Source organism: Myroides odoratimimus (genome assembly GCF_004337635.1).
GTDB classification, from domain to species: Bacteria; Bacteroidota; Bacteroidia; order Flavobacteriales; family Flavobacteriaceae; genus Flavobacterium; species Flavobacterium odoratimimum.
The window spans coordinates 2245728-2271873 of sequence record NZ_CP037427.1; the positions used below are offsets into that span (position 1 = coordinate 2245728).

Annotated in this window: 19 protein-coding genes; 9 read left to right on the forward strand and 10 right to left on the reverse strand. The window is 35.1% G+C overall.

Annotated features, from left to right (window positions below; genetic code table 11):
* The first annotated feature begins 156 nt into the window (after positions 1–156).
* On the forward strand, positions 157–2418 hold the full coding sequence (locus E0Z07_RS10275) for an aconitate hydratase (protein WP_131540690.1): 2262 nt from the start codon (positions 157–159) through the stop codon (positions 2416–2418).
* A gap of 355 nt (positions 2419–2773) precedes the next feature.
* Here E0Z07_RS10275 and E0Z07_RS10280 read toward each other — a convergent pair whose 3' ends face one another.
* Entirely contained in the window at positions 2774–3769 is a 996-nt protein-coding gene (locus tag E0Z07_RS10280) for an IS110 family RNA-guided transposase (protein ID WP_006258619.1), read from the reverse strand.
* A gap of 215 nt (positions 3770–3984) precedes the next feature.
* Positions 3985–4497: a hypothetical protein gene (locus E0Z07_RS10285; RefSeq protein WP_131540691.1), complete on the reverse strand. Its 513-nt coding sequence runs from the start codon at positions 4495–4497 to the stop codon at positions 3985–3987.
* Positions 4498–4630: 133 nt separating this feature from the next.
* On the opposite strand from E0Z07_RS10285, the gene E0Z07_RS10290 reads away from it, so the two are divergent.
* Together E0Z07_RS10290 and E0Z07_RS10295 are read left to right on the forward strand one after the other, a co-directional pair.
* Entirely contained in the window at positions 4631–5950 is a 1320-nt protein-coding gene (locus tag E0Z07_RS10290; RefSeq protein WP_131540692.1) for a solute carrier family 23 protein, read from the forward strand.
* Between the two features lie 173 nt (positions 5951–6123).
* Positions 6124–6693, forward strand: coding sequence for a TlpA family protein disulfide reductase (locus E0Z07_RS10295; protein ID WP_131540693.1), 570 nt, complete (start codon positions 6124–6126; stop codon positions 6691–6693).
* Positions 6694–6766: 73 nt separating this feature from the next.
* Here E0Z07_RS10295 and E0Z07_RS10300 read toward each other — a convergent pair whose 3' ends face one another.
* Both E0Z07_RS10300 and E0Z07_RS10305 read right to left on the reverse strand, forming a co-directional pair.
* A complete protein-coding gene (locus E0Z07_RS10300; RefSeq protein ID WP_131540694.1) occupies positions 6767–8215 on the reverse strand; it encodes a glyceraldehyde-3-phosphate dehydrogenase in 1449 nt (482 codons plus the stop codon).
* A gap of 113 nt (positions 8216–8328) precedes the next feature.
* Positions 8329–9729, reverse strand: a complete 1401-nt coding sequence (locus E0Z07_RS10305) for a trypsin-like peptidase domain-containing protein (RefSeq protein ID WP_131540695.1) — start codon at positions 9727–9729, stop codon at positions 8329–8331.
* Positions 9730–9863: 134 nt separating this feature from the next.
* Here E0Z07_RS10305 and dapF point away from each other — a divergent pair, with 134 nt between their 5' ends.
* The 5 genes from dapF (at position 9864) to E0Z07_RS10330 (ending at position 13829) form a co-directional block, all read left to right on the forward strand.
* Positions 9864–10646, forward strand: coding sequence for a diaminopimelate epimerase (gene dapF / locus E0Z07_RS10310; protein WP_131540696.1), 783 nt, complete (start codon positions 9864–9866; stop codon positions 10644–10646).
* A 5-nt stretch (positions 10647–10651) separates the two neighbouring features.
* Positions 10652–11176 carry a GNAT family N-acetyltransferase gene (locus E0Z07_RS10315; protein ID WP_131540697.1) on the forward strand — a complete coding sequence of 175 codons (525 nt, stop codon included), beginning with the start codon at positions 10652–10654 and terminating at the stop codon, positions 11174–11176.
* 8 nt (positions 11177–11184) lie between these two features.
* Positions 11185–12222, forward strand: a complete 1038-nt coding sequence (gene mltG, locus E0Z07_RS10320; protein WP_131540698.1) for an endolytic transglycosylase MltG — start codon at positions 11185–11187, stop codon at positions 12220–12222.
* A gap of 171 nt (positions 12223–12393) precedes the next feature.
* Positions 12394–12927 (forward strand): COG3415 family protein, encoded by a 534-nt coding sequence (locus E0Z07_RS10325; RefSeq protein ID WP_131540699.1) that lies wholly within the window; start codon positions 12394–12396, stop codon positions 12925–12927.
* 32 nt (positions 12928–12959) lie between these two features.
* Positions 12960–13829: an IS3 family transposase gene (locus E0Z07_RS10330; protein ID WP_262711048.1), complete on the forward strand. Its 870-nt coding sequence runs from the start codon at positions 12960–12962 to the stop codon at positions 13827–13829.
* A gap of 273 nt (positions 13830–14102) precedes the next feature.
* On the opposite strand, the gene E0Z07_RS10335 is transcribed toward E0Z07_RS10330, so the two are convergent.
* The 3 genes from E0Z07_RS10335 to E0Z07_RS10345 form a co-directional block, all read right to left on the reverse strand.
* Positions 14103–15575: an efflux transporter outer membrane subunit gene (locus E0Z07_RS10335; protein WP_131540701.1), complete on the reverse strand. Its 1473-nt coding sequence runs from the start codon at positions 15573–15575 to the stop codon at positions 14103–14105.
* 12 nt (positions 15576–15587) lie between these two features.
* The gene (locus E0Z07_RS10340; protein ID WP_131540702.1) at positions 15588–18737 is read right to left on the reverse strand and encodes an efflux RND transporter permease subunit; all 3150 of its coding nucleotides are present in this window, start codon (positions 18735–18737) and stop codon (positions 15588–15590) included.
* Between the two features lie 69 nt (positions 18738–18806).
* A complete protein-coding gene (locus tag E0Z07_RS10345) occupies positions 18807–19955 on the reverse strand; it encodes an efflux RND transporter periplasmic adaptor subunit (RefSeq protein ID WP_131540703.1) in 1149 nt (382 codons plus the stop codon).
* Between the two features lie 311 nt (positions 19956–20266).
* On the opposite strand from E0Z07_RS10345, the gene E0Z07_RS10350 reads away from it, so the two are divergent.
* Positions 20267–21808 (forward strand): YifB family Mg chelatase-like AAA ATPase, encoded by a 1542-nt coding sequence (locus tag E0Z07_RS10350; protein ID WP_131540704.1) that lies wholly within the window; start codon positions 20267–20269, stop codon positions 21806–21808.
* Positions 21809–21813: 5 nt separating this feature from the next.
* Here E0Z07_RS10350 and E0Z07_RS10355 read toward each other — a convergent pair whose 3' ends face one another.
* From E0Z07_RS10355 to E0Z07_RS10365, 3 genes are all read right to left on the reverse strand, one after another.
* Positions 21814–22584, reverse strand: coding sequence for a hypothetical protein (locus E0Z07_RS10355; RefSeq protein ID WP_131540705.1), 771 nt, complete (start codon positions 22582–22584; stop codon positions 21814–21816).
* Positions 22585–22653: 69 nt separating this feature from the next.
* On the reverse strand, positions 22654–23508 hold the full coding sequence (ypfJ, locus tag E0Z07_RS10360) for a KPN_02809 family neutral zinc metallopeptidase (RefSeq protein WP_131540706.1): 855 nt from the start codon (positions 23506–23508) through the stop codon (positions 22654–22656).
* Between the two features lie 147 nt (positions 23509–23655).
* Complete coding sequence (locus E0Z07_RS10365) at positions 23656–26061, reverse strand: TonB-dependent receptor (RefSeq protein ID WP_131540707.1); 2406 nt, start codon at positions 26059–26061, stop codon at positions 23656–23658.
* Positions 26062–26146: the final 85 nt, after the last annotated feature.

Consider the following 26146-nt stretch of genomic DNA (forward strand, 5'->3'; position numbering starts at 1 on the left):
ATCTTTATACTTTGCATTTGGGTATTCCTTGCAAATCTACTTTGTTTAAGTAGAATCATTTTAAATATATTGTTTTAACATTTATATAGAATTTATTAGAGGTAAAAAACTGTAAATTGTCTTAATAATTTAAATTGTAAAAAAAAGAAATTTATTATGGCTTTTGATATTGAAATGATTAAAAAAGTGTATGATAAGATGCCTGACCGAGTAGCGAAAGCTCGTGAAGTAGTGGGGCGTCCATTAACACTTTCAGAAAAGATTTTATATACTCACTTATGGGATGGAACACCATCACAATCATTTGAAAGAGGTAAAGACTATGTAGACTTTGCACCGGACCGTGTAGCGTGTCAAGATGCAACAGCTCAGATGGCTTTATTGCAATTTATGCATGCTGGAAAAGAAAAGGTAGCAGTGCCAACTACAGTACACTGTGACCACTTAATCCAAGCAAAAGTAGGTGCGGCTACAGATCTTCAAACAGCACAGAACCAATCATCAGAGGTGTTTAACTTTTTATCTTCTGTATCTAATAAATATGGAATAGGATTTTGGAAGCCAGGAGCAGGTATTATTCACCAAATTGTGCTAGAGAACTATGCTTTCCCAGGCGGATTAATGATAGGTACAGATTCACATACAGTTAATGCTGGTGGTCTTGGTATGTTAGCTATCGGTGTAGGTGGAGCTGATGCAGTAGATGTAATGTCTGGTATGGCTTGGGAATTGAAGTTTCCTAAATTAATAGGAGTAAAATTAACTGGAAAGTTAAATGGCTGGACAGCACCTAAAGACGTTATCCTTAAAGTAGCTGACATTCTAACTGTAAAAGGTGGAACTGGAGCTATCGTAGAGTATTTCGGTGAAGGGGCTACTTCTATGTCATGTACTGGTAAAGGTACTATCTGTAATATGGGGGCTGAGATAGGCGCGACTACTTCTACATTTGGATACGATGATTCAATGAGAAGATATTTAGCTGCTACAGGTCGTCAAGATGTAGTCGATGCAGCTGATAAGGTAGCTGAGCACTTAACAGCAGATGCTGAAGTATATGCTCACCCAGAAAAATACTTTGATGAGTTAATAGAAATAAACTTATCTGAATTAGAACCACATATTAATGGACCTTTTACACCAGATAGAGGAACTCCTGTCTCAAAAATGAGAGCAGAAGCAGAAGCTAACGGATGGCCATTAAAAGTAGAGTGGGGATTAATAGGTTCTTGTACTAACTCTTCTTATGAAGACATGTCTAGAGCGGCTTCTATTGTAGAACAAGCAGTAGCTCAAGGAATCACTCCTAAGGCTGAGTTTGGTATTAACCCAGGTTCTGAACAAATACGTTATACGATCGAAAGAGATGGTATCATAGAGACTTTTGAGAAGATGGGAACTAAAGTGTTTACAAATGCTTGCGGGCCATGTATTGGTCAATGGGATCGTGAAGGAGCAGATAAGCAAGAGAAAAACACTATTGTTCACTCGTTTAACCGTAACTTCTCTAAACGTGCAGATGGTAACCCAAATACGCATGCTTTCGTAACTTCACCAGAAATGGTAGCAGCCCTAGCTATAGCAGGTGATTTAGGTTTTAATCCTATCACGGATACGCTAATCAATGACAACGGAGAGGAAGTAAAATTAGTTCCTCCTACAGGTGATGAATTACCAACTAAAGGTTTTGCAGTAGAGGATCCAGGTTATCAAGCACCAGCTGCTGATGGTTCAAATGTAGTAGTAGATGTGAATCCTACTTCTAGTCGTTTACAATTGTTAGAGCCGTTTACTCCATGGGATGGAAAGAATATTACTGGAGCTAAATTGTTGATCAAAGCTTTTGGAAAATGTACTACGGATCATATCTCTATGGCAGGTCCTTGGTTGCGTTTCCGTGGCCACTTAGATAATATTTCTGACAATATGTTGATCGGGGCTGAGAATGCATTCAATCATGAAACAAATAAAGTTAAGAATCAACTCACAGGAGAGTATGGAGCTGTTCCTGCTGTGCAGCGAGCTTATAAAGCGGCAGGTATTCCGACAATCGTAGTAGGAGATCAAAATTATGGTGAGGGATCATCACGTGAGCACGCAGCTATGGAGCCTCGTCACTTAGGCGTTAAAGCGGTTTTAGTGAAGTCTTTTGCACGTATTCATGAAACAAACTTAAAGAAACAAGGTATGTTAGCTTTAACGTTTGCTAATGAAGCAGATTATGATAAAATTCAAGAGGATGACACTATCAACTTCTTAGACTTAACTGAGTTCGCTCCAGGTAAGCAATTGTCATTAGAGTTTGTACACGCAGATGGTTCTAAAGACGTGATTAAAGCTAATCACACATATAATGCAAGTCAAATAGAATGGTTTAAAGCAGGTTCTGCATTAAACTTAATTGCAGCAGGTAAATAGATAGTCATTTATCACCTCTTATAAGAAGAAAGGGTATCCGTTTAAGATGGATACCCTTTTATTTAGATTAAAATTGACTGTTAAAATCTCTTTTTGCTATAGTTAAACATTCTTTTAGGGAATTCTGTAAAATTTCATAGTTTTCATTTTGCCATTTTCCTTTTAACTTTCCAGTAGTTAATTTATCATAGCGCTGAATGATACTGTTCATATCGATTACTATGATAAAAGCAAATCATTATTAATATATTTTACACCTTATTTTTGAGAATAACTCAATAAAACAAGGCATATCTAACCTGAGGATTATATCCGTATTATCCTCTATTTTTGTTTCTAATTCAATGTATGATGTTTATGCTACTTGTCGTACCTCATAAGCTTTTTTATTCCTAACACAAGAACATATACGCTGTACAAGCTTGTTTCTAACATTGTTTAAAACAAGCATCTTATGCTTACCTTCTCCAACTTTCCTCTCGTAATAAGCCCTTATCTCTGGGTCCCATCTAACAGCTGATAAAGCACAGAGATGTAAAAGTTTTTTAAGCTTTTTATTAGCCATAAAGTGTACTTTAGCTTTGCCTCTTACACTTTTACCTGAAGTATATTCAAAAGGGACAACACCACAATAAGATGCTAATTGTCGAGAGTCTTCAAATGATGTAAACGCATTGGTATAACATATTAAAAACATCGCTGTAATATCTCCAACACCTCTTACAGAAATCACACAATCAAATATCTCAGATACCTCTTGATTTTCTCTAATAAGAGTATTTAACTGTTCTTCAATCACCTTTATAGCGTTCTCTAAAGCCTTGATAATAGCCTTATCATTTTTAGACAAAACCTTGTACAGTTCATCATTAAACCCCTTAAATTCGTTGGTTCTTACTTCTATAGCTGTCTTATGAGCTATACTCATCTCTCGCTGTCCCAATAGAGCCTGAATCTTATTCAATACAGCCTTTGATGCTTTAAAGAGCTTCGCTTCTTCTTGATTTTTCTTAGCATACAATGCTATCCTTTTAGAATCTATCTTGTCATTCTTTCCTCTTTGTATTCCACTACTTCTTATAATTCTATAAGCCATTTCTACCCATAGATTACAATTCTTTGAAAGCAAAATATCTACTAAAATATTTTTATAAATACCTGTATGCTCCATACATATCAATGTTTCCTCTACACAACATCCTTCGCTTTTCATCCACTTCATAAATTGATCAACTCCCGTTTTAGTGTTTTCAAACTGATTGTGTTTACAAGAATTAGCATCTACATAAATAGCTACATCAAAATAATCTTTGGAAATATCTATTCCGATAAATTGTGTAAATTTGTCCATATGATAATTATTTAAGGCAACCTGTTACTAAAATATCATCTAAACCTTAATACTAGACCTCGACGTCTTAATTACTAGTCTGATACTCTTTAGTAAAATCAACAAAGTCCTACTCGAATTTTAGGGCGTTATCCTTGTAATTCGTCTGGTTCACTTTGTTGATTAGGTTGTTTTATTTATTCTCTACAATATTATCATATTCTCAGTTAGCAAATCTAAAGGATATTCGTAATCGTTGAAGTAATATTGACAAATGATTTTTTCTCTATTTCTATAAAACCATGATACGTGATTGCTATTCCATATTGAAGAGTTATTTCTTGTATTTCGTCTACTTCATATGTTTCCTTGATATAGTTGTAATCTAATACTTCTTTCTTGTTTTGTATTATAGTAGGTAAATTCTCTGAATCATCTATAATAAGATAATTCTTTTTTGTATAATCGTATATCTTTTTGACTTCGTTAATTAAGGCAGTATGAATTTTTGGGCTATAAATACTGTCTATTTCATTTAGTGCTTTTAAATACTTTTTTTGTGGTGTTACAGCTATATCTAGTAGACCTTGACTTCCAAGTCTCATGGTTTTAAGTTCAGTTTTATTTATGATTACTGCTACTTTTTTTTCACTGTGATAGCTCTGTTTGTTAAGTGCAATTTGTTTAGCCCCACAAGAAGTTAATAGGATGCCTACTGTAAGTAAGAAGAAAAGTTTAAATCCTTTCATATGTTATTGTGTTTTAAATGTTGTTGTAAATGTATGTAATAAAATATGACATTGTTTAACCATTTTTAAGTAATATTTTGTTAACTACTTTATTTTATAGTTATTTTGTAATTTAAATACACAACAGCACAAGATGGGTGATATAGAAGATAAGAAAATAGTATTGGCAGTAGATGAGAAGCCTAAAGTAGGACAGTGGATTCTATTGAGTGTCCAACATTTATTTGCGATGTTTGGAGCAACAGTTTTAGTTCCAACCTTGACAGGCATGAACCCTACTATTGCATTAATATCGAGTGGTATTGGTACATTGGTTTTTATTTTTATCACTAGAGGAAAAGTACCTTCTTATTTAGGTTCTTCTTTTGCTTTTATAAACCCTATTATTGCAATGAAAGCTTTAGAGGCAGACTCCTCATCTGGCATGCCAGTGGGTAGTTTTTTGGTAGGAAGCTTTCTTGTCGGAGTTGTTTATTCTTTAGTGGCACTACTAATTGCTAAGGCAGGAACTAACTGGTTAATGAAATTATTACCGCCTATTGTAGTTGGGCCAGTTATTATGGTTATTGGTTTAGGACTAGCTAGTACAGCGATAGGAATGGTAACTAATAATCCTCAAGGAGAATATGACCTAACTTATGTTATGATTGGTTTAGTAACATTAGCTATAACGATTATTACAGCAATATTTACACGTGGTTTTCTTAGTGTTATTCCTGTACTAGTAGGTATTGTAGGAGGTTATTGTTTTTCTGCTATAATGGGAGTTGTGCATTTCGATAAAGTAATTGATGCTAATTGGTTTGAAGTGCCTAGCTTTATGGTGCCTTTTGTACATTATGAGCCTACTGTGTCGTGGTATGTTATTTTATTGATGTTACCTGTAGCTATTGTTCCTATTGCAGAGCATATAGGACACCAGTTGGTGTTGAGTAAAGTTATTGATAAAGATTTAATAAAAGATCCAGGACTGCATAAGAGTATGTTAGGTGATGGAGTAGCCACTATGTTAGCTTCATTAATAGGAGGACCACCTAATACTACTTATGGTGAAAATATTGGAGTATTAGCTATTACAAGAGCTTTTAGCATTTATATTTTTATGGGAGCAGCATGTTTTGCTATTCTATTAGGTTTTTGTGGTAAGATATCAGCTTTGTTAAGTACGATACCAGCACCTGTAATGGGAGGTGTTTCTATTCTTTTATTTGGTATTATAGCATCAAGTGGATTGCGTATGTTAGTTGAGAATGATGTAGATTTTAAGATAAAGAGAAACCTGATTATTTCATCAGTTATATTGATTATCGGTATCGGAGGAGCAGCTATTCATATAGGAGAATTATTCTCATTAGAAGGAATGGCATTGGCATCTATTATAGGGATAGTATTAAATATCGTATTACCAGGAAGAGTAGATGTAGACTTTGACGATATGTTTAGAAAATCTTAGTGCAGTTTTAGAGAAGTACATTTTTTGTTGTGGCGAGTTCTTTATATATTTAACTCAGAATACATTATAAAAAGATAAACGAAAAGTGATTGTACAATAATTATAACGTAGAATAGGTTTGTAGTACTTGTATAATGTGTATTCTAGATTTAAATATTGAATAAAGTAAGAGTATGAGTGAGAAGAATATCAAAAAGAAAGGATGGATATCTAATGCTATATTTATTATTGTATTAGGAGTTTTTTTATTTACTCCTTTAGGGGATAGTGTAAAGGTGTGGTTGAATAGGCTTGTGGCTATGAGTCCTAGCTTAGAGAAAGTCGAAAATCAACAAACAGTGAATTATGAGTCATGGCATTTAATTGATGAACATGGCCAAACTTTTGACTTAGACCAAACTAAAGGAAAAGTAGTCATCATTAACTTTTGGGCTACGTGGTGTCCTCCATGTTTAGCAGAGAAACCTAGTTTTCAAGAGCTTTATAACGATTATAGGGACAAAGTAGTTTTTCTTTTTGTCACGTCAGAATCTCCTGATAAAGTAAAGGCATTTAAAGAGAAACATCAGTATACTTTACCTATTTATTTTGAGCAGAATGCAGCTCCTGCTGTTTTGTTTTCAGAATCTATACCAGCTTCTTATGTAATAGATAAAAAAGGAAATATAGTAGTGCGAAAGTTCAGAGCAGCTGATTGGAATAGTTCTAAGTTTAGAGTCATGTTAGATGACTTGTTGAAATAAAAATGAAATACAAAGAGATATAAAAAAAGTCCAGCTATTGCTGGACTTTTTCGTATATTAAGTTTACTATCTATTAATAGTAAGTATAACGTCTAACTTGAGCGATGTACTTCGCTAAGCGGATAACTTGGTGGCTATAACCATATTCGTTATCATACCATACATACATTACTACATTTTTACCATCTGCAGAAACGATAGTTGCTTTACTATCAAAGATAGATGGAGCAGATGTTCCTACGATATCAGATGATACTAATTCGTTATTGATAGAATATTTAATTTGCTCTACTAAGTCTCCGTTAAGAGCAGCTTTGCGCATTACTTCATTTAAATCTTCAACAGAAGTTTCTTTTTCAACTTCTAAGTTTAATACTACTAGTGATCCATTAGGAACTGGTACACGGATAGCATTAGAAGTAAGTTTACCAGCTAATGATGGTAATGCCTTAGCTACAGCACTTCCAGCACCTGTCTCAGTGATAACCATGTTTAATGCAGCAGCTCTACCACGACGGTATTTCTTGTGCATATTATCTACTAAGTTTTGGTCATTTGTGTATGCGTGGATAGTCTCTAAGTGTCCTTTTACTACACCGAAGTTATCTTCCATTACTTTTAAGATAGGAGTAATAGCATTCGTAGTACAAGAAGCAGCAGACCAGATATCTACTTGGTTTGGATCATACTCAGTGTGGTTAACACCGTGAACGATGTTTGGTACACCTTTTCCAGGAGCTGTCAATAATACTTTAGAAGCACCTTTAGAAGTTAAGTGACGTTTTAAATCTTCATCAGTTTTAAAAGCACCTGTATTATCGATGATTAAAGCATTCTCAATGTCATATTGAGTATAGTCAATGTCTTCTGGAGCATTAGCAGAAATCATGTGTACTGTAGTACCATTGATGATTAAAGCATTGTTCTCAGGATCAGCGATTACTGAACCTTCGAAGTCTCCGTGTACTGAGTCATATTTAAGTAAAGAAGCACGTTTTTCTAAAAGAACTGCATCGTTTTTATCACGAGTTACAATAGCTCTTAAACGCATCTGTTGTCCTTTACCGATTTTGTTCATTAACTCTCTAGCTAATAAACGTCCGATACGTCCAAATCCGTAAAGTACTACGTCTTTAGGTACTAATTCTTCTGTTTCTTTAGCATCTTTTAATTTAGAAATAACAAAGTCTAAAGCATTGCTGTGCTTGTTGTCTTCTAAGTGATATTCATAAGTTAAACGACCGATATCGATTCTAGAAGGTGGTAAGTCAGCTCGTTGAATCGCTTCAGCTATTTCTACAGAATCAAAAATATTGATTGGTTTACCAACAAATTTTGCAGCATACTCGTGTAAGTTAATGATATCGCTAACGCTGCGGTCGATAAGTTGGTTACGGAACATTAATAGTTCAATAGACTTGTCATACCATAGGTCACTGATAATCTTAATAAACTCTACGCATGCTTTTCTACGATCTGCTTGAAAAGCTAATTCTTTCTCGTAAAGACTAGTATTTTTCATATATTAAATTGTGTTGTGATAAATTACTGCAAAAGTCTGTTTTTTTAATGAATTAATCAAGTTGTAAAGTTTAAAATACTCTTTTTAGTGTATTTATTGGGTGAACCTTACGATTATATTAGTAAACGAAGATATTCTCCATTTTTATTCATTAAAGTGAGCTTTATTTTTTGATTTTGATTAATCTGAGAATTGATATTTTTAATTTGATTGATGTTAGAAACTTTGAAATCATTGATAGAAAGGAGAATACTGCCAATCAAATCATCTTCATATTTAGCAAATTCCTTGTCTAATACCTTGGTTATTTTAAACCCATAGTTGATGTTTAATTCTTCTTTTTCTGCTGAATCTAATTCTTGTATTTCTAGCCCTCTGAATTCTATTTTTCGCGGTTCATTTTTACCTAGTTTTACAGATGTACTGTGTTTATCATTCCCCCTTAAGTATTCTATTGCTACTGTATCCTTAGGGCGTTTAGTATTAATGATCGAGCGGAGATCTACAAAGGTCTTAATATCCTTATTATTAATCTTCGTGATAATGTCTCCAGTCTTTAATCCAGCCTGAGCTGCACCAGAGTTCGCTATAATATCTTGTATATAAAAACCAAATGTGGTAGTACTAATGTTTAGCTCTTTAACGATTTGAGGAGTTAATTCATATCCAGATACTCCTAGAGTAGCATTCTGTACATTTCCATATTCTAATAAATCCTCAACTATCTTACGCGCTACATTAGAGGGCACAGCAAAGGCGTAGCCTACATAAGCACCTGTATTAGACGAGATCATGGTGTTAATACCGATTAACTCTCCCTTAGTATTCACTAAAGCACCTCCACTGTTACCAGGATTGATAGCGGCATCTGTTTGTATAAAGGATTGAATACTTGTCTTAGACAGATTACGAGCTTTAGCTGATACGATACCAGCTGTAACTGTAGAAGTTAAGTTATAAGGATTACCTACAGCGATAACCCATTCCCCTAGTTGAATATTGTCAGAATCTCCAAATACAATATAGGATAATTTTTCTTTTGGCTCTATTTTTAATAGCGCGATATCCATTTCTTTATCCGTACCGATTAGTCTTGCTTTATACGTTTCATTATTAGAGAGTGTCACTTCTAGTTCAGAGGCATTAGCAATCACGTGGTTGTTCGTGACGATATAGCCATCCTCTGTAATGATAACACCTGACCCTGTACCTATCTGAGGTTTTGGTGAAGGCTTATACCCATAGAATAGTTCCATAATAGGGTTAGAACGAGAAGATACATAACTTAGATTTTTGACGTGAACTACTGTATTTACTGTGTTTTCAGCAGCTTTAACGAAATCAATAGACGAATTAGGAATAATAGAAGACTTAGTAGTAGACAGTGCAGACGGTATCTCCTCTAATTTAGTTAGCTCTGCATCATTTTGATTTTCAAAAAAATACTTATAACCAGCCAGTGTCATACTACCACTTAATAAACAAATTAAAAAAATACCTAAGATCTTTTTCATATATAAATCTATTAATTAAATAAAACTAAAATTACTAAATAAAAATTTGAACAAAATGATGTTTAACCATCACTTAACACCGTGTTTTAACATACATTATTTGTATTTTTACCACTTTAAGTAAGATTAGCTATATGTTGAGATTTTATAAGTATCAAGGAACTGGTAACGACTTCGTAATGATAGATAACCGCACTGGCTTTTTTCCAAAAGAAGATACAGATTTAGTGGCACATTTATGTCATAGACGCTTTGGAATAGGTGGAGACGGTTTGATTTTGTTAGAAGAAGCAGAAGGATATGATTTTAGAATGGTCTATTATAATGCCGATGGAAGTGAGAGTACCATGTGTGGTAATGGAGGTAGATGTCTAGTGGCCTTTGCAAAACAATTAAAAATAATTAATGACAATTGCCGTTTTATAGCTATAGATGGAGAACATACAGCTACGATCAGTAGTGATGGAGTAGTATCTCTACAAATGATCAATGTGTCAGGGATAGAGATAGAGAAGTCATACAGCTTTTTAAATACGGGATCACCTCATCATGTACAGGTAGTGAGAGATCTGGGGAACTATGATGTATTCGGTATAGGGCAAGAGATAAGAGAAAGCGAATTATATGCACCCGGAGGTACTAATGTAAACTTCGTAGAGCAGGAAGGTCCTAATCATTTCAGAATACGTACATTCGAGAGAGGGGTAGAAGATGAGACGTTATCTTGTGGTACAGGTGCTACAGCAGTAGCGATATCGATGTATGCTCAAGGGAAGTGTGATCATAATGAAGTGAAGATAGATGTAGAGGGAGGTAGTCTGACGATTAGTTTTGATACAGATGATCGTATTAGTTATAGAAATGTAGTATTAAGCGGACCAGCCAAACTAGTGTTTGAAGGGACAATAGAAATATAAAAAAGATGTTACATATTCGTGGGAATGCTATATTTTTACGTGCTTTAGAGCCAGAAGATTTAGAGTTTATCTATCAGATAGAGAATGACATTGATCTATGGGAAGTTAGTAATACGGTGACACCTTATAGCCGCTTCTTGATTAGACAGTATTTAGAGAATGCTCATCTTGATATCTATGAAGTAAAGCAGTTGAGATTAGTTATCTGTGATATAGATACAGAACAGGCATTAGGATTGATCGATTTATTTGAATTTGACCCTAAGAACAATAGAGCTGGTGTAGGTATTGTAATCCAGCATCCAGAAGATAGAGGAAAAGGAGCAGGAGCAGAAGCATTAGAATTAGTTATTAATTATGGCAAAGAAGTATTAGGTTTGCACCAGCTGTATGCTAATATTTCGGTAGATAATTATCCTAGCCAACAACTGTTTTTAAAGTACGGTTTTAAGCTAGTAGGTATAAAAAAAGATTGGGAAAGAGTTGGCGGAGTTTATAAAGACGAAGCGTTGTATCAATTATTATTTTAAATAAAATTATGAAATTAAAAAACATCTTAGTTATTCTAGTTGTTCTTGGGGGATTTGGACTATTAGGATATTTGTATATATGGTATGGGAAGGCATTTTCGCCTAATTTAAAAGGATGGGATGAAGAACAGTTTATCTACATTAAGCAAGAAGACAACTTTCATTCTGTACTGAAGATATTAGAGCCTTACCTAAATGATAAGGATGGTTTTGTAGAAATAGCAGAACAGCGCAGTTATCCGTCTAATGTATTCAGTGGTCGTTTTAAACTTAGAAATGGGATGAATACCTATGACATCATCGAGGCACTTAGAAAGAATGTACCTGTGCGTCTAACGTATAATAATCTTGAGCGTATAGAAGATTTTGCAGGAAGGTTAGGTTCTATGTTTGAGACGGATAGTATAGGATTCTTAGAGACGTTCTACGAACCTAGTTTCTTAGAAGAAAACGGATTTACTAAAGAGAGTGTATTAGTATGTTTCTTACCTGAGACGTATGAATTCTATTGGAATGTAAGCCCTTTGAAGATTCGCAATAAGATGCATAAAGAGTATATCCGCTTCTGGAACGCTGAACGTCAAGAGAAAGCAAAAGCTCTAGGGCTAACACCTGTAGAGGTATCTATCTTAGCGTCTATTGTTCAGAAAGAAACGAGTAAAGCAGACGAGAAAGAAAGAGTAGCAGGAGTGTATCTAAACAGAATTAAGTTAGGAATGCCACTACAAGCAGATCCTACAGTAGTATATGCTAAGAAATTATATACTAATGATTTTAAACAAGTGATCAAAAGAGTGTACCTAAAGGATACTCAGATACCATCACCCTATAATACGTATCAGAATACAGGATTACCTCCTGGGCCTATCTTTATGTCAGATCAGTCTAGTATAGATGCGGTATTGAATGCAGAGAAGCACGATTATGTATATTTTTGTGCGAGTGTAGATAGATTAGGATATCACGAGTTTGCGGTGACGTTAGCTCAGCATAATGCTAATAGTAGAAAGTATAGTGCATGGCTAAACCAAGCAGGTATAAATTAAAAAAATAAAAGAAGTAAGCTGTCTAATTTTAGACAGCTTTTTTTAACTTTATAAATTATTAGCATGGTATATTTATAATTTGTGGAGATTCATTGAGCTAGTAGTTAACTCTTACTGTTGGTGCTGTTGACCCGTCCTAAAAAAACTGTACAGTTTTTAAAACATAAAAAGATGGGAAGAGAACCAAAAATCAAAGAGCGTTATCATTTAAAATTCATAGAACAAATAGTTCAAGAAATAGAGAATGGGGCAAGTCAAAATTCGGTAATTCGCAAGTATAACCTAAATAGATCTACTGTAAATCGTTGGGCTAAGAAATATGCAAGTCCTGAGTATCATGCTACACGTAAAAATAAAGTTTATTCAGAAAGTCTTAAACGTCAAGTAGTTCATAGTATTACAGAACACCATATGACAGCACAAGAAGCCTGTATAGTGTATGATATAGAAAGTACAAGTACAATAAACAACTGGTTGTTAGTTAATTATAATAAAAATATAGATATTTGTAATGAAATTGTTATTCCGTCACTTATGGAAGAAAAAACATCCAATACAGAATCTTTAGAAATTAAAGCTTTAAAAAAGGCTTTATCAGAGGCACAATTTAAGATAGTAGCTTTAAATACATTGATAGATGTAGCAGAGAAAAGTTTGGATATTGATATCAGAAAAAAGTCTGGTTCCAAGCAGTTGAAGAAGTAAAACTCTTATACCCTAATAAGGGAATAAAAAAAATATGTCAACTGTTTGGTAAAACTCGAAGTGCTTATTATCAGTCAATAGACAGATATACAAGTCAATCTATTAAAGATGAGATTATTCTTCAAGAAGTTTTAAATATTAGAGCTACTCTACCAAGAGTAGGTACTCGAAAACTTCAACATATGTTACAAGAACGCTTAGGTTCACACAATATAAGCGTAGGAAGAGATTATCTGTTTGATTTATTAGACAGTCATAAAATGTTGGTTAGACAACGAAAGCGCAAAGCATATACAACAGACTCCAGAGCTTGGAGAGGACAGTATTTAGACTTGTATAATGGAGTAAAAGTTACCAGGCCAGAACAATTTTGGGTAAGTGATATCACCTATATCAGGTTAAATAATACTTGGGGCTATTTAAGTTTAGTCACAGATGCTTATTCTCATAAAATAATGGGTTATAGTTTTAGTTTAGATTTAACTACTAATGGATGCTTACAAGCCTTGAAAATGGCATTAAAGAACAGGATTTATACAGAGAAACTTATTCATCATTCAGATCGAGGATGTCAATACTGCAGCAGTGTTTATACTAAATTACTGATAGAGAACAACATATCTATTAGCACAACACAAAGTGGTGAACCAAGAGATAATGCCATAGCAGAGCGAGTAAATGGTATAATTAAAGGTGAATTTGATTTAAACTATTCAAGTTTAGGTTATCAGAAAACGATTGATAAAATTAAGAATAGTATAGAAGCTTATAACCAAATTAGACCTCATGATAGTTGTGATAGGTTAACTCCAAATCAAGCTCATTTAAAGACAGGTGTTCTTGCTAAGAGATGGAAGAATTATTACAAGACTAATAAACAAAAAAAACAACCTGTACAGTAATAAAAGGATTATTAACTATAGCTGTACAGTTATAGTAGGACGAGACATGTTTTGTATGAAATGAGTCCGTATTGAGTCCGTATTGAGTCCGTTATCAGTCCGTTAAATCGCATAAAATAACGGAGTGAATACAGAGATGCGATATAGGTACTAATAAGGTATTCGCAATCTAGGTGAAACTAGATTAGAATCTAAGTAGAATAAGTATAATAGAAAAGGCTGTCCACGGACAGCCTTTTTTGGTATTGATTATAAGAGTATAAATGTGGAATACTATTTCCATCCACCACCAAGAGCTTGGTATAGTTTTACTCTCGAAATTAGTTTGTTCAGTTTTAGTTTGTTTAGGTTTAGCTCACTATCTAGCATATTCTTTTGTGCATTGATAATCTCGATGTAGTTTGCATATCCACTGTTAAACAGTAAGTTAGATTGTTTTACACCTAGTCTAGAAGTAGCTACTTGCTCTTCGGCTATCTCTATCTGTTCTTTTACTGTCTCTAGTGTGATTAAAGCATCAGATACTTCTGTAATAGCTGTATAGACAGACTTCTGAAGGTCTATTTCTGCTTTTTCTCTTTCTATTTTAGCTACTTCATAATCTGTTTTTAGTTTTCGCTTATTAAATAGAGGAGCAGCTACATCACCTATTAATCCACCAAACAAAGAACCTGGTATATTAAACCAATTCTTACCTAACATACTATTTAATCCCCCTGTTACATCTATCGTAAGAGAAGGGTATCTACTCGTCTGTGCTACACCTACTCTAGCATTACTCGCTTTTAGAGCTAGCTCTGCTTGTTGTACATCAGGACGCTGACTCACTAAGTATAGTGGTACTCCTGTTGTAAGTGTTTCTTGATAGTTGACATCAGCTAGTTTAGTATCTCGTTCGATAGCATCAGGTAGCTGTCCAGTAAGTAGGGATAATGCGTTCTCTTGGACTGCTATTTGCTGTTTTAGAGAAGGGATTAATGCCTTAGCTACTAACATTTGGTTACGCGTTTGTTGAATAGCAAGAGAGGTGGTTTGTCCAGCATCTCGTTGTAGTTCAACTATCTTTAGCGTATTCTTCGTTAATTCATAGTTAGACTGGGCTACTTCCATCTGCGCATCTAGCAGTAGTAAGTTATAATATCCTTCTGCTATATTAGCGATTAGAGCAGTCTGTACAGCCTTACGAGCTTCGTGAGTCTGTAGATAATTCGCCAGAGCCTCTGCACTCATACTCTTCATCTTTCCCCATACGTCTAATTCCCAGCTTATACTAAGAGAAGAGACATATTGAGCAGAGTTTACATACATATTCTTAGGAGCGTCTTTTCCTTTATTTTCATAGTACTTACTAGCAGCTGATCCATAGTAATTAGAAGAGCGGTACTGATAGGCTACATTACCAAGTGTCATATCTACTGATGGCAACCATTCTAGTTTAGCTTGTCTAGCCTTTTGGTCAGCTATTTCGATATTCTTTATAGCATTAGCCATGTCGAAGTTGTGTTCTAATCCACTGTTGATTAATTCGATCAACTTGTCGTCTTCAAAGAACGTTTTCCAATCGATATCTGCTATTCCTACTGAGTCTCTGGTACTGTTGATAGAATCTAGCTGACCTCTATACTGTTCTGGTAATTGAAACTCAGGTGCTTTATAGTTAGACTGTGGAGCACAAGAATGTAAGGCTAAAGCTGCGGAAACCACCGATACATATAAAGTGCTTGTTATAATTCTTTTTGTGTTCATGGTTTCTATCTTTTATTCATTAGTAAGTTTAGATTTAAGTTTTTCGTCCCAAGTCTGGAAGATATAGAATAGTACTGGGATAATAAATATACCCGCAATTACTCCAAATATCATACCACCAGCAGCACTGAAGCTGATAGAGTGGTTTCCTTGAGCCGATGGTCCTACTGTAAACATCAGTGGTACTAGACCTGCTACGAAAGCAAATGATGTCATTAGGATAGGTCTTAGACGCATTTTAGCTCCTTCCACGGCAGCATCGAATATCGACAATCCGTTTTTGCGTTGTTGTAGAGCGAACTCTACGATAAGGATGGCATTCTTCGCTAATAACCCGATCAACATAATCAATCCTACTTGTACATAGATATTGTTTTGTAGTCCAGCTAGGTTAACAAATAGGGCTACCCCTAATAATCCTGTAGGTACAGTCAATAGAATCGCTACTGGTAATAAGTAACTCTCATACTGAGCACATAATAAGAAGTACACAAAGATGATACTTAGCCCAAAGATGATAATCGCTTGGTTACCCGAATCTTTTTCTTCTAATGACATACCTGTGTACTCATAAGAGTAGTTACCAGGTAGCTGTTCTGTTACTTCTTCTATCGCTTTCATCGCATCTCCTGTACTATATCCTGGTGCAGGGTTAGCTTTGATAGAGATAGAGTTATATAAGTTATATCTAGTCACGGTCTCTGGACCTAATACTTTCTTCAGTTTAATCAAGGTATTAGCAGGTAGCATTTCTCCATCTTTATTCTTTACATAGATAGAAGAGAAGGACTGTGGACTCTCTCTAAACGGAATGTCTGCCTGCATATACACACGGTACGTTCTACCGAATCTATTAAAGTCCCCTGCTTTTACACGACCATAGTAGTTCTTGATAGTAGTCATAAGGTCTTTTACACTTACACCTAATGATTTTGCTTTTACATAGTCGATCTCAAGTAAATACTGAGGATAGTTTGCTTTAAATGAAGTAAAGGCATTAGATATTTCTTCTCTGTCATTTAATTGTTTGATTACCTCATCACTCACTTGGTTGAATTCTGTAAATCCACCTCCCATACGATCTTGTAACACGAACTCAATTCCTCCGAAATCACCAAAACCAGAAATAGTAGGTCTAGGGAATACGTTAAAAGAAGCCTCGTGTATCTGTGATAAATCGCCTTGTATCTCTGCGATAATCTTGTCTATATTCTTTACTTTACCTCTTTCTTTATACGGTTTAAGGTTAATGTACCCAACCGCAAATGATGGACTGGCATTACCGTCTATCGTATTATATCCTGAGATAGCTGTCATCCCTTCGATATCTGTACGCTGTTTTAAGATACTATCTGCTTTTGCTAATACTACCTTAGTACGCGCTAATGAAGCCCCTGGAGGCATCGCTAGAGAGTAGGTGATATAACTGTCATCTTCTCTAGGGATAAATGAAGAAGGGGTCTTGTATAAATATAAAACTCCAACTCCTATGATTAGGGCTAATCCTGCGATAGCTACCTTCTTGTTAGTAATTAACTTCTTGATCGTTACGACATACTTCTCTGTAAAACTGTCAAATGCAGTATTAAATGCAAAGAAGAATCTATTGCGCACTCTCTTAAATCCTGCTTGAGGTTTCTGAGCAGCGTATTCTTCTCCTGATGGTTGCTTTAAAAATAAAGCACATAGTGCAGGACTCAGCGTCAAGGCATTCACAGCAGAAATAAGAATAGCGAAGGCTAGGGTATAGGCGAACTGCTTATAGAATATCCCTGCAGGTCCTTGCATAAATCCTACTGGTAAGAATACTGCCGACATGACTAACGTAATAGAGATAATAGCTCTCGTAATCTCGTTCATCGTCGTGATCGTCGCTTCTTTTGCCTTCATTCCTGTATGATGCATCTTCTCGTGTATGGCTTCCACTACTACGATGGCATCATCCACCACGATACCGATGGCTAGTACTAAGGCAAACATGGTCAATATATTAATAGAGAAGCCCATTAAATAAATAAAGAACAAAGTACCTACTAGCGAGATAGGAATAGCAATAACTGGAATAATCGTAGAACGGAAATCCTGTAAGAACAAGTAAACAATGATAAACACTAAGAAGAATGCTTCGAATAGTGTACTTCTTACTTGGCTAATAGATTCGTCTATCTGTGCTTTTACAGAATAGCTAATATCGTAGTGAACTCCTTGTGGGAATGATTTAGACAGTCTCTCTAATGTTTTTCTTACTGCGATATCGATATCACGTGCGTTAGAACCATTGGTCTGTGTAATATTCATCGTTAGACCAGGGTACCCATTCACACTGTTATCACTACCTACGTTAGATGCTCCGAACTCTACTCTGGCTACATCTTTTAGCAGTAGAACAGAACCGTCTTTATTGGTTTTAATAACGATGTTCTCATATTGTTCAGGTAAGTTAAATCTTCCTTTGTGCTTTAAAGCAGTCTCAAAGGCTTCATCAGATGTCTCTCCAAAACTACCTGGTGCAATCTCAAAGTTTTGATCTTTGATCGCACTGATGACATCTTGTGGAGTTAAACTATATAAGGCAAGCTTATCAGGGTTTAACCAAGTTCTCATAGAGTAGTCACGAGCCCCAATACGGCTTACAGAAGCTACTCCAGGTACACGAAGTAATTCACGGTTAATATTAATCTGCGTATAAGCTTGTAAGAAAGTTTCGTCATATACTTCTTCTGGGTGATCACTGTAGAAGTTGATCGTCATAATGTTACCACTAAGACGAGGAGTCACAGATATACCGTTCTCATTCACTTCTGATGGAAGATCACCAGCAGCTTTACTAACTCTGTTCTGTACGTTTACCGCAGCTTGATCAGGGTCAGTACCAGCTTTAAAGAATACGTTGATTGTTCCTGAACCACTGTTACTCGCTTTAGAGCTAATATAGGTCATATTGTCTACCCCGTTAATAGATTCTTCTATCGGAAGTAAAACACTCTGAGCAACAGTCTCCGCATTGGCTCCAGGGTAAGAAGTTGATACACTTACACTAGGAGGTGCAATCTCTGGGAACCTTGTAATTGGCAGTAAGGTTAGCCCTACTAGTCCTAGTAACACAAACATAATTGAGATTACAGTGGCTAATATGGGGCGTTCTATAATGGCTTTTAACATATTAAATTGTTTTGTAAGGCGAGTACAAATACTCTAAATTCTGTTTTTGTCTTTTGAATAGGGCTTTGTTTAGTTTAAAGGTTTTACATACATTCCTTCAGTAAGTTTATCAAAACCAGTTTTGATAATTCTGTCTCCGATATGTAATCCTTCAGACACGATAAAGTTATTTCCTGACACTCCATTTAATTCGATAGACTGTAACTTTACTTTGTCTTCCTTATCTAAGATATAAACGAAAGTCTTGTCTTGGATAGAAGTAGTTACTTCTTGTGGAATTAAAATAACACGAGGATTTGTTTCTTTTAGTTTGATAGTTCCCGTATTACCTGATCTCATTACGTCTTTAGAGTTTGGGAATGATGCTCTTAAAGAAATAGAACCTGTTGTTCTGTTTACTTGTCCATTGATCATGTCTACTTTCCCTTTCTCAGGGTATTCGTGTCCATCTGCTAAGATTAGAGAAACGTCTGGTAAGTAATGACCATTGCTGATACTAGCAGTATCAGTTTTCTTATTGTCTTTGCTAAAGTATAAGAAGTCAGACTCACTCATCCCGAAGTACACATATACTTCACTCACGTCTGATAATACAGTTAGAGGCTCTTTATCTCCTTTAGACACTAAGTTACCGATACGCTTAGGCATACGTCCGATGTATCCACTTACAGGTGCTTTTATAATAGTATAGTCAAGACTAATCTTAGCACTATTAACAGCAGCAGTAGCTTTAGCCAAAGAGGCTTTAGCGATGTCATAATTAGACTTCGCTGTTTCTAATTGTACTTGAGCGATAACCTCATTATCGATAAGCGGTTTTAGACGATCTATTTCTAGCTTTGCGTTTTTAAGCTTTGCTTTTTCTACATTCTCTGTAGCGATCATATTGTTCAAGACTTCTTGGTAAGGTAGTGGATCGATTTGAAATAAAGGTTGTCCTTCTTTTACAAAAGCACCTTCATCTACGAAAATCTTCTCAAGTATACCTTCTACCTGAGGTCTGATTTCCACGTTTACTTTTCCCTCTATATTTCCTATGTAATCTTTGATTGTAATTGCAGTTGTTGTATCTACTTTTATGATAGGTAAGGCTAAAGCATTTTCTTTAGGATCTAGTGTTTTAGATGAACCTATATTGCAGCTGTTAATTCCTATCAATGTACCAAACATAATCAACGCTGAAAATGCTACTAAAACTGTTTTTCTACTTGTAATCATAATTCTTTAAATACTATTTGTTGTTGTAGGTGAGAGTCTATCTCCACAATAACCTTACTCAATACTAATGCCAAAAAGACTTTATTTATAATTAAAAACTAATTTAATGAATTTAAATGTTTGATTTGTAGGTTTTTGTGTTTGATTTGTATTATTGAGTAATAGTTGTTATTGTTTAAATTTAGCTAATCTTATTTATAAAAGTTGTTGCTTTTTGTGGTATCGCTCCACATATTGGCAAAGATAACGTTTTTAGAATAGTAAGAAATAGCTTAAATTATTAAGTAAACATTAATTAATACTCATAAATTATGTTAATAAAGGTGTTTGGGAGTGCTGTATTTGGAATCGAAGCTACAACTATTACAGTAGAGGTACACATAGATGGAGGAGTAGGATATCACTTAGTAGGGCTACCTGATAATGCGATAAAAGAGAGTAGCTATAGGATAGCAGCAGCATTGAAGAATAATAGTTATAAGTTCCCAGGAAGGAAGATAACGATTAACTTAGCACCTGCAAATTTGCGCAAGGAAGGTTCTGCTTATGACCTAGTGATTGCTATAGGTATATTGGCAGCTTCTAATCAGATGTCATTACAAGAAGAGTTGTCAGATTATATTATTATGGGAGAGCTATCTCTAGATGGTACTGTACAGTGCATTAATGGAGCACTCCCTATCGCTATAAAGGCAAAAGAAGAGGGGTATAAAGGAATTATAATTCCAAAAGAGAATGAGAAGGAAGCCGCTATAGTAGAAGGATTAGAGGTATATGGTGTCAGTAATATAAAGGAAGTAATAGACTTCTTAGAGGGAAAGGGAGAGTTAGTACCTGTGGAGTTAGACTTCGCTAAGATGTTTAGTGAAGAGTCTGAGCATCATTTAGAGATAGACTTTAAGGATGTGAAGGGACAAGAGAGTATTAAGAGAGCCATGGAGATAGCTGCAGCTGGTGGGCATAATATTATCTTAATAGGACCTCCAGGTTCTGGAAAAACAATGCTCGCTAAAAGACTCCCTAGTATATTACCTCCGATGACGTTAGAAGAGGCATTAGAGACAACTAAAATTCACAGTGTAGTAGGGAAGGCCAAAGACTGTGGACTGATGAGGGCTAGGCCTTTTAGAAGTCCTCATCACACTGCGTCCTCTGTATCTCTAGTAGGAGGGGGGAGTTATCCACAACCTGGTGAAATATCTCTAGCACATAATGGTGTACTCTTTCTAGATGAGTTGCCTGAGTTTAAAAGAGAGGTACTAGAAGTGATGAGACAACCACTAGAAGATAGAGAGGTGACTATCTCACGAGCAAAGTTTACGATAACATACCCTTCTTCGTTTATGTTGGTCGCGAGTATGAACCCTAGTCCAAGTGGTTATTTTAATGATCCAAATGCACCAGTTAAATCTACACCATTAGAGATGCAACGTTATTTAAGCAAGGTATCTGGACCACTGCTAGATCGAATAGATATACATATCGAGGTAAACCCTGTACCCTTTGAAAAATTGTCAGATAAACAATTGTCAGAACCAAGTAATGATATTAGGGAACGGGTAGTAGCGGCGAGAAAAGTACAATTAGAAAGATTTAAACTTCACAATGGAGTTCATTATAATGCTCAGATGTCTACTGCGCTTCTTAGGAAATACTGTGCGCTGCAAGAAGATTCGCTAAACTTGTTAAAGACTGCGATGGATAAGCTGAATCTATCTGCGAGAGCGTATGATAGGATATTAAAAGTATCTCGTACAATAGCAGATTTAGATAAGTCAGAAAATATAAAGCCCCAGCATATAGCTGAGGCAATACAATATCGTAGTCTAGATAGAGAAGGATGGTTAGGTTAGTTCCATTAATTCTCTTCTAGGTTATATCCTATAACTTGTTTATACAATACAAAGTATACTGCGAATAAATATGGTAAGACAAATAGAATACCAATAACAAAAAATAGTAAACCACTAATTAAAAAGAAGTAATTCAGTATAATGGTTAGGATGATAGGTATAGGTTGTTTATTCACTACCATAATACTATTCTTTATCGCTGTAATAGGCTTCTGGTGTCCAAAGATAATTAAGGGAATAGTGAATATGGTCAAGGTACTAATGATCCAGTTAATAGCCATAGAAACCATTTCAAGGTTTTGTAACTTTAAAGGAATAGTAATTGCCATAAAGACAAGTGATATCAATAATTGTGATATAAAGATATAGAGCCCTTTTATATTAAAGAAGTACTTAAATGCATTAAAGAAAGAAGGAACTTCATTTAAATGTACTTGTGCATTTAATTTATAAAAACCTCCTATAAGGATACTCCCTAGAGCACTAAATACAGCAAATGATATAAGATAGTAATAGAAAAAAGGAGGTTCTGTTAACTGTCTAGTCATCTCCTGAATTTGTTCTTGGAGAACATCTTGGTTAGGATCTAATGTAACGAACTGACTTAATATCATAGAACCTAGTAATGTAGCTGCAAAAAAGGTTAGTAATAAAGTTGTAATTACTAATAAGAATGTTTTTCTGTAGTAATTAAAAGCTTCACTCATTACCTGAAATGGAGCTAATGCAAAGCTATTCTGTTTAATATTGTCTAGTATATCTTTTAAATTTGTCATAAGGATAGGCTCTTAAGAAGAGTCTTTTTAAATGTCTATAAATATTAGTTTGTCTTTGATAGGGTGAAGCTATCGGATAAAGTCAAAAGTATTTCCTTGTTTGATATCCGCAGTTTCGAATCCTTTCATGAACCACTCTTTTCTCTGTTTTGAACTACCATGTGTGAACGAGTCAGGGTTTACTTGACCTGTTACTCTTTTTTGTATTGCGTCATCCCCTACAGCTTGAGCAGCACTTAAGGCAATATCAATATCTTTAGCGTCTAAGTACTTTTGGTTATACTTAGCCCATACACCAGCGTAGAAGTCTGCTTGAAGCTCTAAACCAACAGATAGTTTATTTGCTTCTTTCTTACTCATACTTTGTTGAGCTTGGTGTACTTTACTATTGGTACCTAATAGAGTCTGTACATGATGACCTACTTCATGGGCGATAACATAAGCAATAGCAAAGTTACCTCTCTCAGCTCCAAAGCGAGTGTGTAGTTCTTCAAAAAATCGCAAGTCCATATATACTGTTTCATCAGCAGGGCAGTAGAAAGGACCTACCTCAGCAGTGGCGCTACCACATTGTGTATTGACTTTATCATCGAATAGTTCCATCTTAGGCTCGCGGTATTGCATTCCATTTTCTTTAAATATTTTATGCCATACATCTTCAGTATCAGCAAACATTACAGCTACCATCTTACCCATCTCAACTTCTTCCTGTGATAGGTTTCTAGTTTCTACTTGTTCTGTCTGTTGACCTTCACCCATTTGTTCTAATACAGGAGCTATTTGTTTTCCTGTTTCTCCTCCAAATAGGTATAGCAACATCGCTATAATACCAATTAAACCACCTCCGATAGCTGTTTTTCCAGCTGAAGATTTACCTCTATTGTCAGTAACGTTTTTACTTTCGCGTCTACCTTCCCATTTCATAATGAAAAATTTTTATTGCAAAAATAGGAAAAATAGAGCAGTGTATGTCAATATATGAGAATATTGCTAGAAGAGCGAGTGTTTTAAAACAAAACACCCCTTTCTAATTATTTTAGAAAGAGGTGATCTTTATGTAACTTTATCTTATTAGAATGTATAGGCTAAACTAAGTTTGAATGATAGTGGAGTAGTAGCTCTCCACCCATAGTGTGTATATCCCCATGCACCAGGGAAGTGACCTACATAATTATATCTATCTGTGATATTATTAACTATTAGGTTGAATGCATAGTTGTTCTTCTTATAAGATACTCCTCCATCAAGTGTAAAGTAGTCATCTGGTAAGAACTTCTTAGCCTGAACAGGAGCTTGAGAACGGTCTTTTTGGTATTGGTACCCAAGGGAGAAACCTAAACCTTCAAATGTACCTGATTGCACTCTATAAGTAAGCCATGCATTAGTACTGTGCTTGGCAGTTCCTGGTAAAAGTTGTCCTTTTTTAGCAGGATTATTATCTTTCGTTATCTTAGCATCTGTATAAGCATAGTTCATTGTCAAGGTTAAACCATCTGTAATGTGTCCATTTAAGTCAAACTCTACCCCTTTAGATGTAGCTTTACCACTCTGTACCATGATTTGATTATTTGCAGAGGCATCACGTGGGGTTAGGATGTTTGTCTTATCTACTTGATAGAAAGCTAATGAAGTAAATAGTTTTTTATCAAACCATGTTTTCTTTAACCCAAATTCTTTATTCGTTCCTTTAGAAGGATCAGCGGTTTTGTTGTTTTCTAATTGGCCAACTTGTTCTTGGAAGCTCTGATCATATAAAGCATAAGCTGAGAATGATGGGGAGATATTATAGGTGATACTAAAACGAGGAGTATACGCTTGATTCTTTACTACATCTCCATTAGAAGCACTTGTCGTTTTCTCTGTTGAGGTGTAGCGTACACCAAGTCCTAATCTAAGCTTCTCGTCTAGTAATAGTAACTCATCTTGTACATATAAAGAGATATAGCTGTACTCTTGAATATTACCTGCTGCTCTTTCTCTTAATGAACGAGAACGGTCATATGTAGGAATATCTTTTTTAGTAAGTTTACCATACACTGGATTGTAGATATTGAATAAAGGACCTACAGGAATAGCATTTCCTTTAGCATCAGAAACAAGAGACCAGTCTGCCATATGCTCTTTTTGTCCCATATCTAGACCAAATAGCACATTGTTTTTAATCTTATCTGTGATATTAAATTTACCATTCATATAGACTTGACCAACTTTAGCTGAGTTATACGCATCGTTTACAGAAAGTGCTCTTTGTACATTACCTTTATCGTCTATAGAGTTATAGATAGAGTATAAACTCTCTCCTTCCATAGTAGCTTCTACATAACCTAGTTTGGCTGTCAGGTTCCAATCGTCACTTAGTCTGTGATTAAGATTAATGAATACATTGTGTTCTTTAATCATAGTAGGATCTACAATAGGATCAGTGAATGTGAATTTTCGAGGAAGTTCTTTAAACTCCTTTTTAGAATAGGCATATTTAGAGAATCCACCTTCAAACTCATTAGAGTTGAATATATATTCAAAGGTAATATTGGTATCTTCACTAATATTGTATTTTAATGAAGGTGCTAATGATAAGTAGTTATTTTTATTATACAATTGGAATGAGCTAGCTTTTGTTGCCATTCCGTTAATACGGAACAATAGTTTCTCATCTTTTGTCAGTTTAGTATCTAGATCTACTTCTGCGCGATATAGATTATAGCTACCTAGAATAGTCTTAACTGTCGTTTTGTTACTACCTGTCGGCTTTTTGGTTACGATATTATAAAAACCACCTGGTTGTGTGTTTCCCATCATAAAACCTGCAGGTCCTTTTACAAATTCGACACGCTCTATAAAAGTATTGTCTTCTCTAATGGGACCAAAACTTCCTGAGATATCCATACCATTTCTCAGATTACTAGCGCCATAACCACGTACATATATGCCAGCACTTGCTTGCTCTTGATGTAATACCGATCTTACACCGCTGACATTTTGAGCAATAGCATCACTCATGGTCATACTAATCTGGTCGTCCATTAGCCCTTTATCAATCACTTGGATGTTTTGTGGTACATCTAATAGGTTAGCTGCTGTTCGCAAGGAAGAAGAAGAACGGATATTTTTGTTTGTATTAATAACTACTGCCTCTAGAGTTTCATTGTTATCATCAAATAACATGAAATCTTTTGTGATAGTTTGATTCGCGGGTATTACTATACTGTCTTTTGTAATAGTATTTCTGTATTGGAGAGTGATAAGGTATTTACCAGATTCTATGTTTTCTAATATATAATTCCCGTTTTTATCTGTAATGGTTTTAAATAGATTATCGTTTAAAGTAATTGTGGTTCCTGTCAATTTCTCCTGAGTATGGCTAACAACAGTTCCTTTAATATTCCCTTTTTCTTGAGAATAGGTACTTATATTGATCAAAAGTAGACCACTAAGTAATAATTTATGACTTGTGTTGATTAAAAAAAATCTTTTCATCTGATACTTAATTTAGATTGAATAAATTTGAATGCGGAAACAAAAGTAAATTCTATATCATGGAATGACTTAGCCAAAAGGGAGT

Bases quoted from the DNA above. Each gene is read 5' to 3' on its own strand.
- E0Z07_RS10355 (WP_131540705.1), bottom strand. From the start codon at position 22,584: ATGACAAATTTAAAAGATATACTAGACAATATTAAACAGAATAGCTTT.
- E0Z07_RS10285 (WP_131540691.1), bottom strand. From the start codon at position 4,497: ATGAAAGGATTTAAACTTTTCTTCTTACTTACAGTAGGCATCCTATTA.
- E0Z07_RS10295 (WP_131540693.1), top strand. From the start codon at position 6,124: ATGAGTGAGAAGAATATCAAAAAGAAAGGATGGATATCTAATGCTATA.
- E0Z07_RS10300 (WP_131540694.1), bottom strand. From the start codon at position 8,215: ATGAAAAATACTAGTCTTTACGAGAAAGAATTAGCTTTTCAAGCAGAT.
- E0Z07_RS10345 (WP_131540703.1), bottom strand. From the start codon at position 19,955: ATGATTACAAGTAGAAAAACAGTTTTAGTAGCATTTTCAGCGTTGATT.
- E0Z07_RS10325 (WP_131540699.1), top strand. From the start codon at position 12,394: ATGGGAAGAGAACCAAAAATCAAAGAGCGTTATCATTTAAAATTCATA.
- mltG (WP_131540698.1), top strand. From the start codon at position 11,185: ATGAAATTAAAAAACATCTTAGTTATTCTAGTTGTTCTTGGGGGATTT.
- ypfJ (WP_131540706.1), bottom strand. From the start codon at position 23,508: ATGAAATGGGAAGGTAGACGCGAAAGTAAAAACGTTACTGACAATAGA.
- E0Z07_RS10335 (WP_131540701.1), bottom strand. From the start codon at position 15,575: ATGAACACAAAAAGAATTATAACAAGCACTTTATATGTATCGGTGGTT.
- E0Z07_RS10365 (WP_131540707.1), bottom strand. From the start codon at position 26,061: ATGAAAAGATTTTTTTTAATCAACACAAGTCATAAATTATTACTTAGT.
- E0Z07_RS10290 (WP_131540692.1), top strand. From the start codon at position 4,631: ATGGGTGATATAGAAGATAAGAAAATAGTATTGGCAGTAGATGAGAAG.
- E0Z07_RS10315 (WP_131540697.1), top strand. From the start codon at position 10,652: ATGTTACATATTCGTGGGAATGCTATATTTTTACGTGCTTTAGAGCCA.
- E0Z07_RS10275 (WP_131540690.1), top strand. From the start codon at position 157: ATGGCTTTTGATATTGAAATGATTAAAAAAGTGTATGATAAGATGCCT.
- E0Z07_RS10280 (WP_006258619.1), bottom strand. From the start codon at position 3,769: ATGGACAAATTTACACAATTTATCGGAATAGATATTTCCAAAGATTAT.
- E0Z07_RS10340 (WP_131540702.1), bottom strand. From the start codon at position 18,737: ATGTTAAAAGCCATTATAGAACGCCCCATATTAGCCACTGTAATCTCA.
- E0Z07_RS10350 (WP_131540704.1), top strand. From the start codon at position 20,267: ATGTTAATAAAGGTGTTTGGGAGTGCTGTATTTGGAATCGAAGCTACA.
- E0Z07_RS10305 (WP_131540695.1), bottom strand. From the start codon at position 9,729: ATGAAAAAGATCTTAGGTATTTTTTTAATTTGTTTATTAAGTGGTAGT.
- dapF (WP_131540696.1), top strand. From the start codon at position 9,864: ATGTTGAGATTTTATAAGTATCAAGGAACTGGTAACGACTTCGTAATG.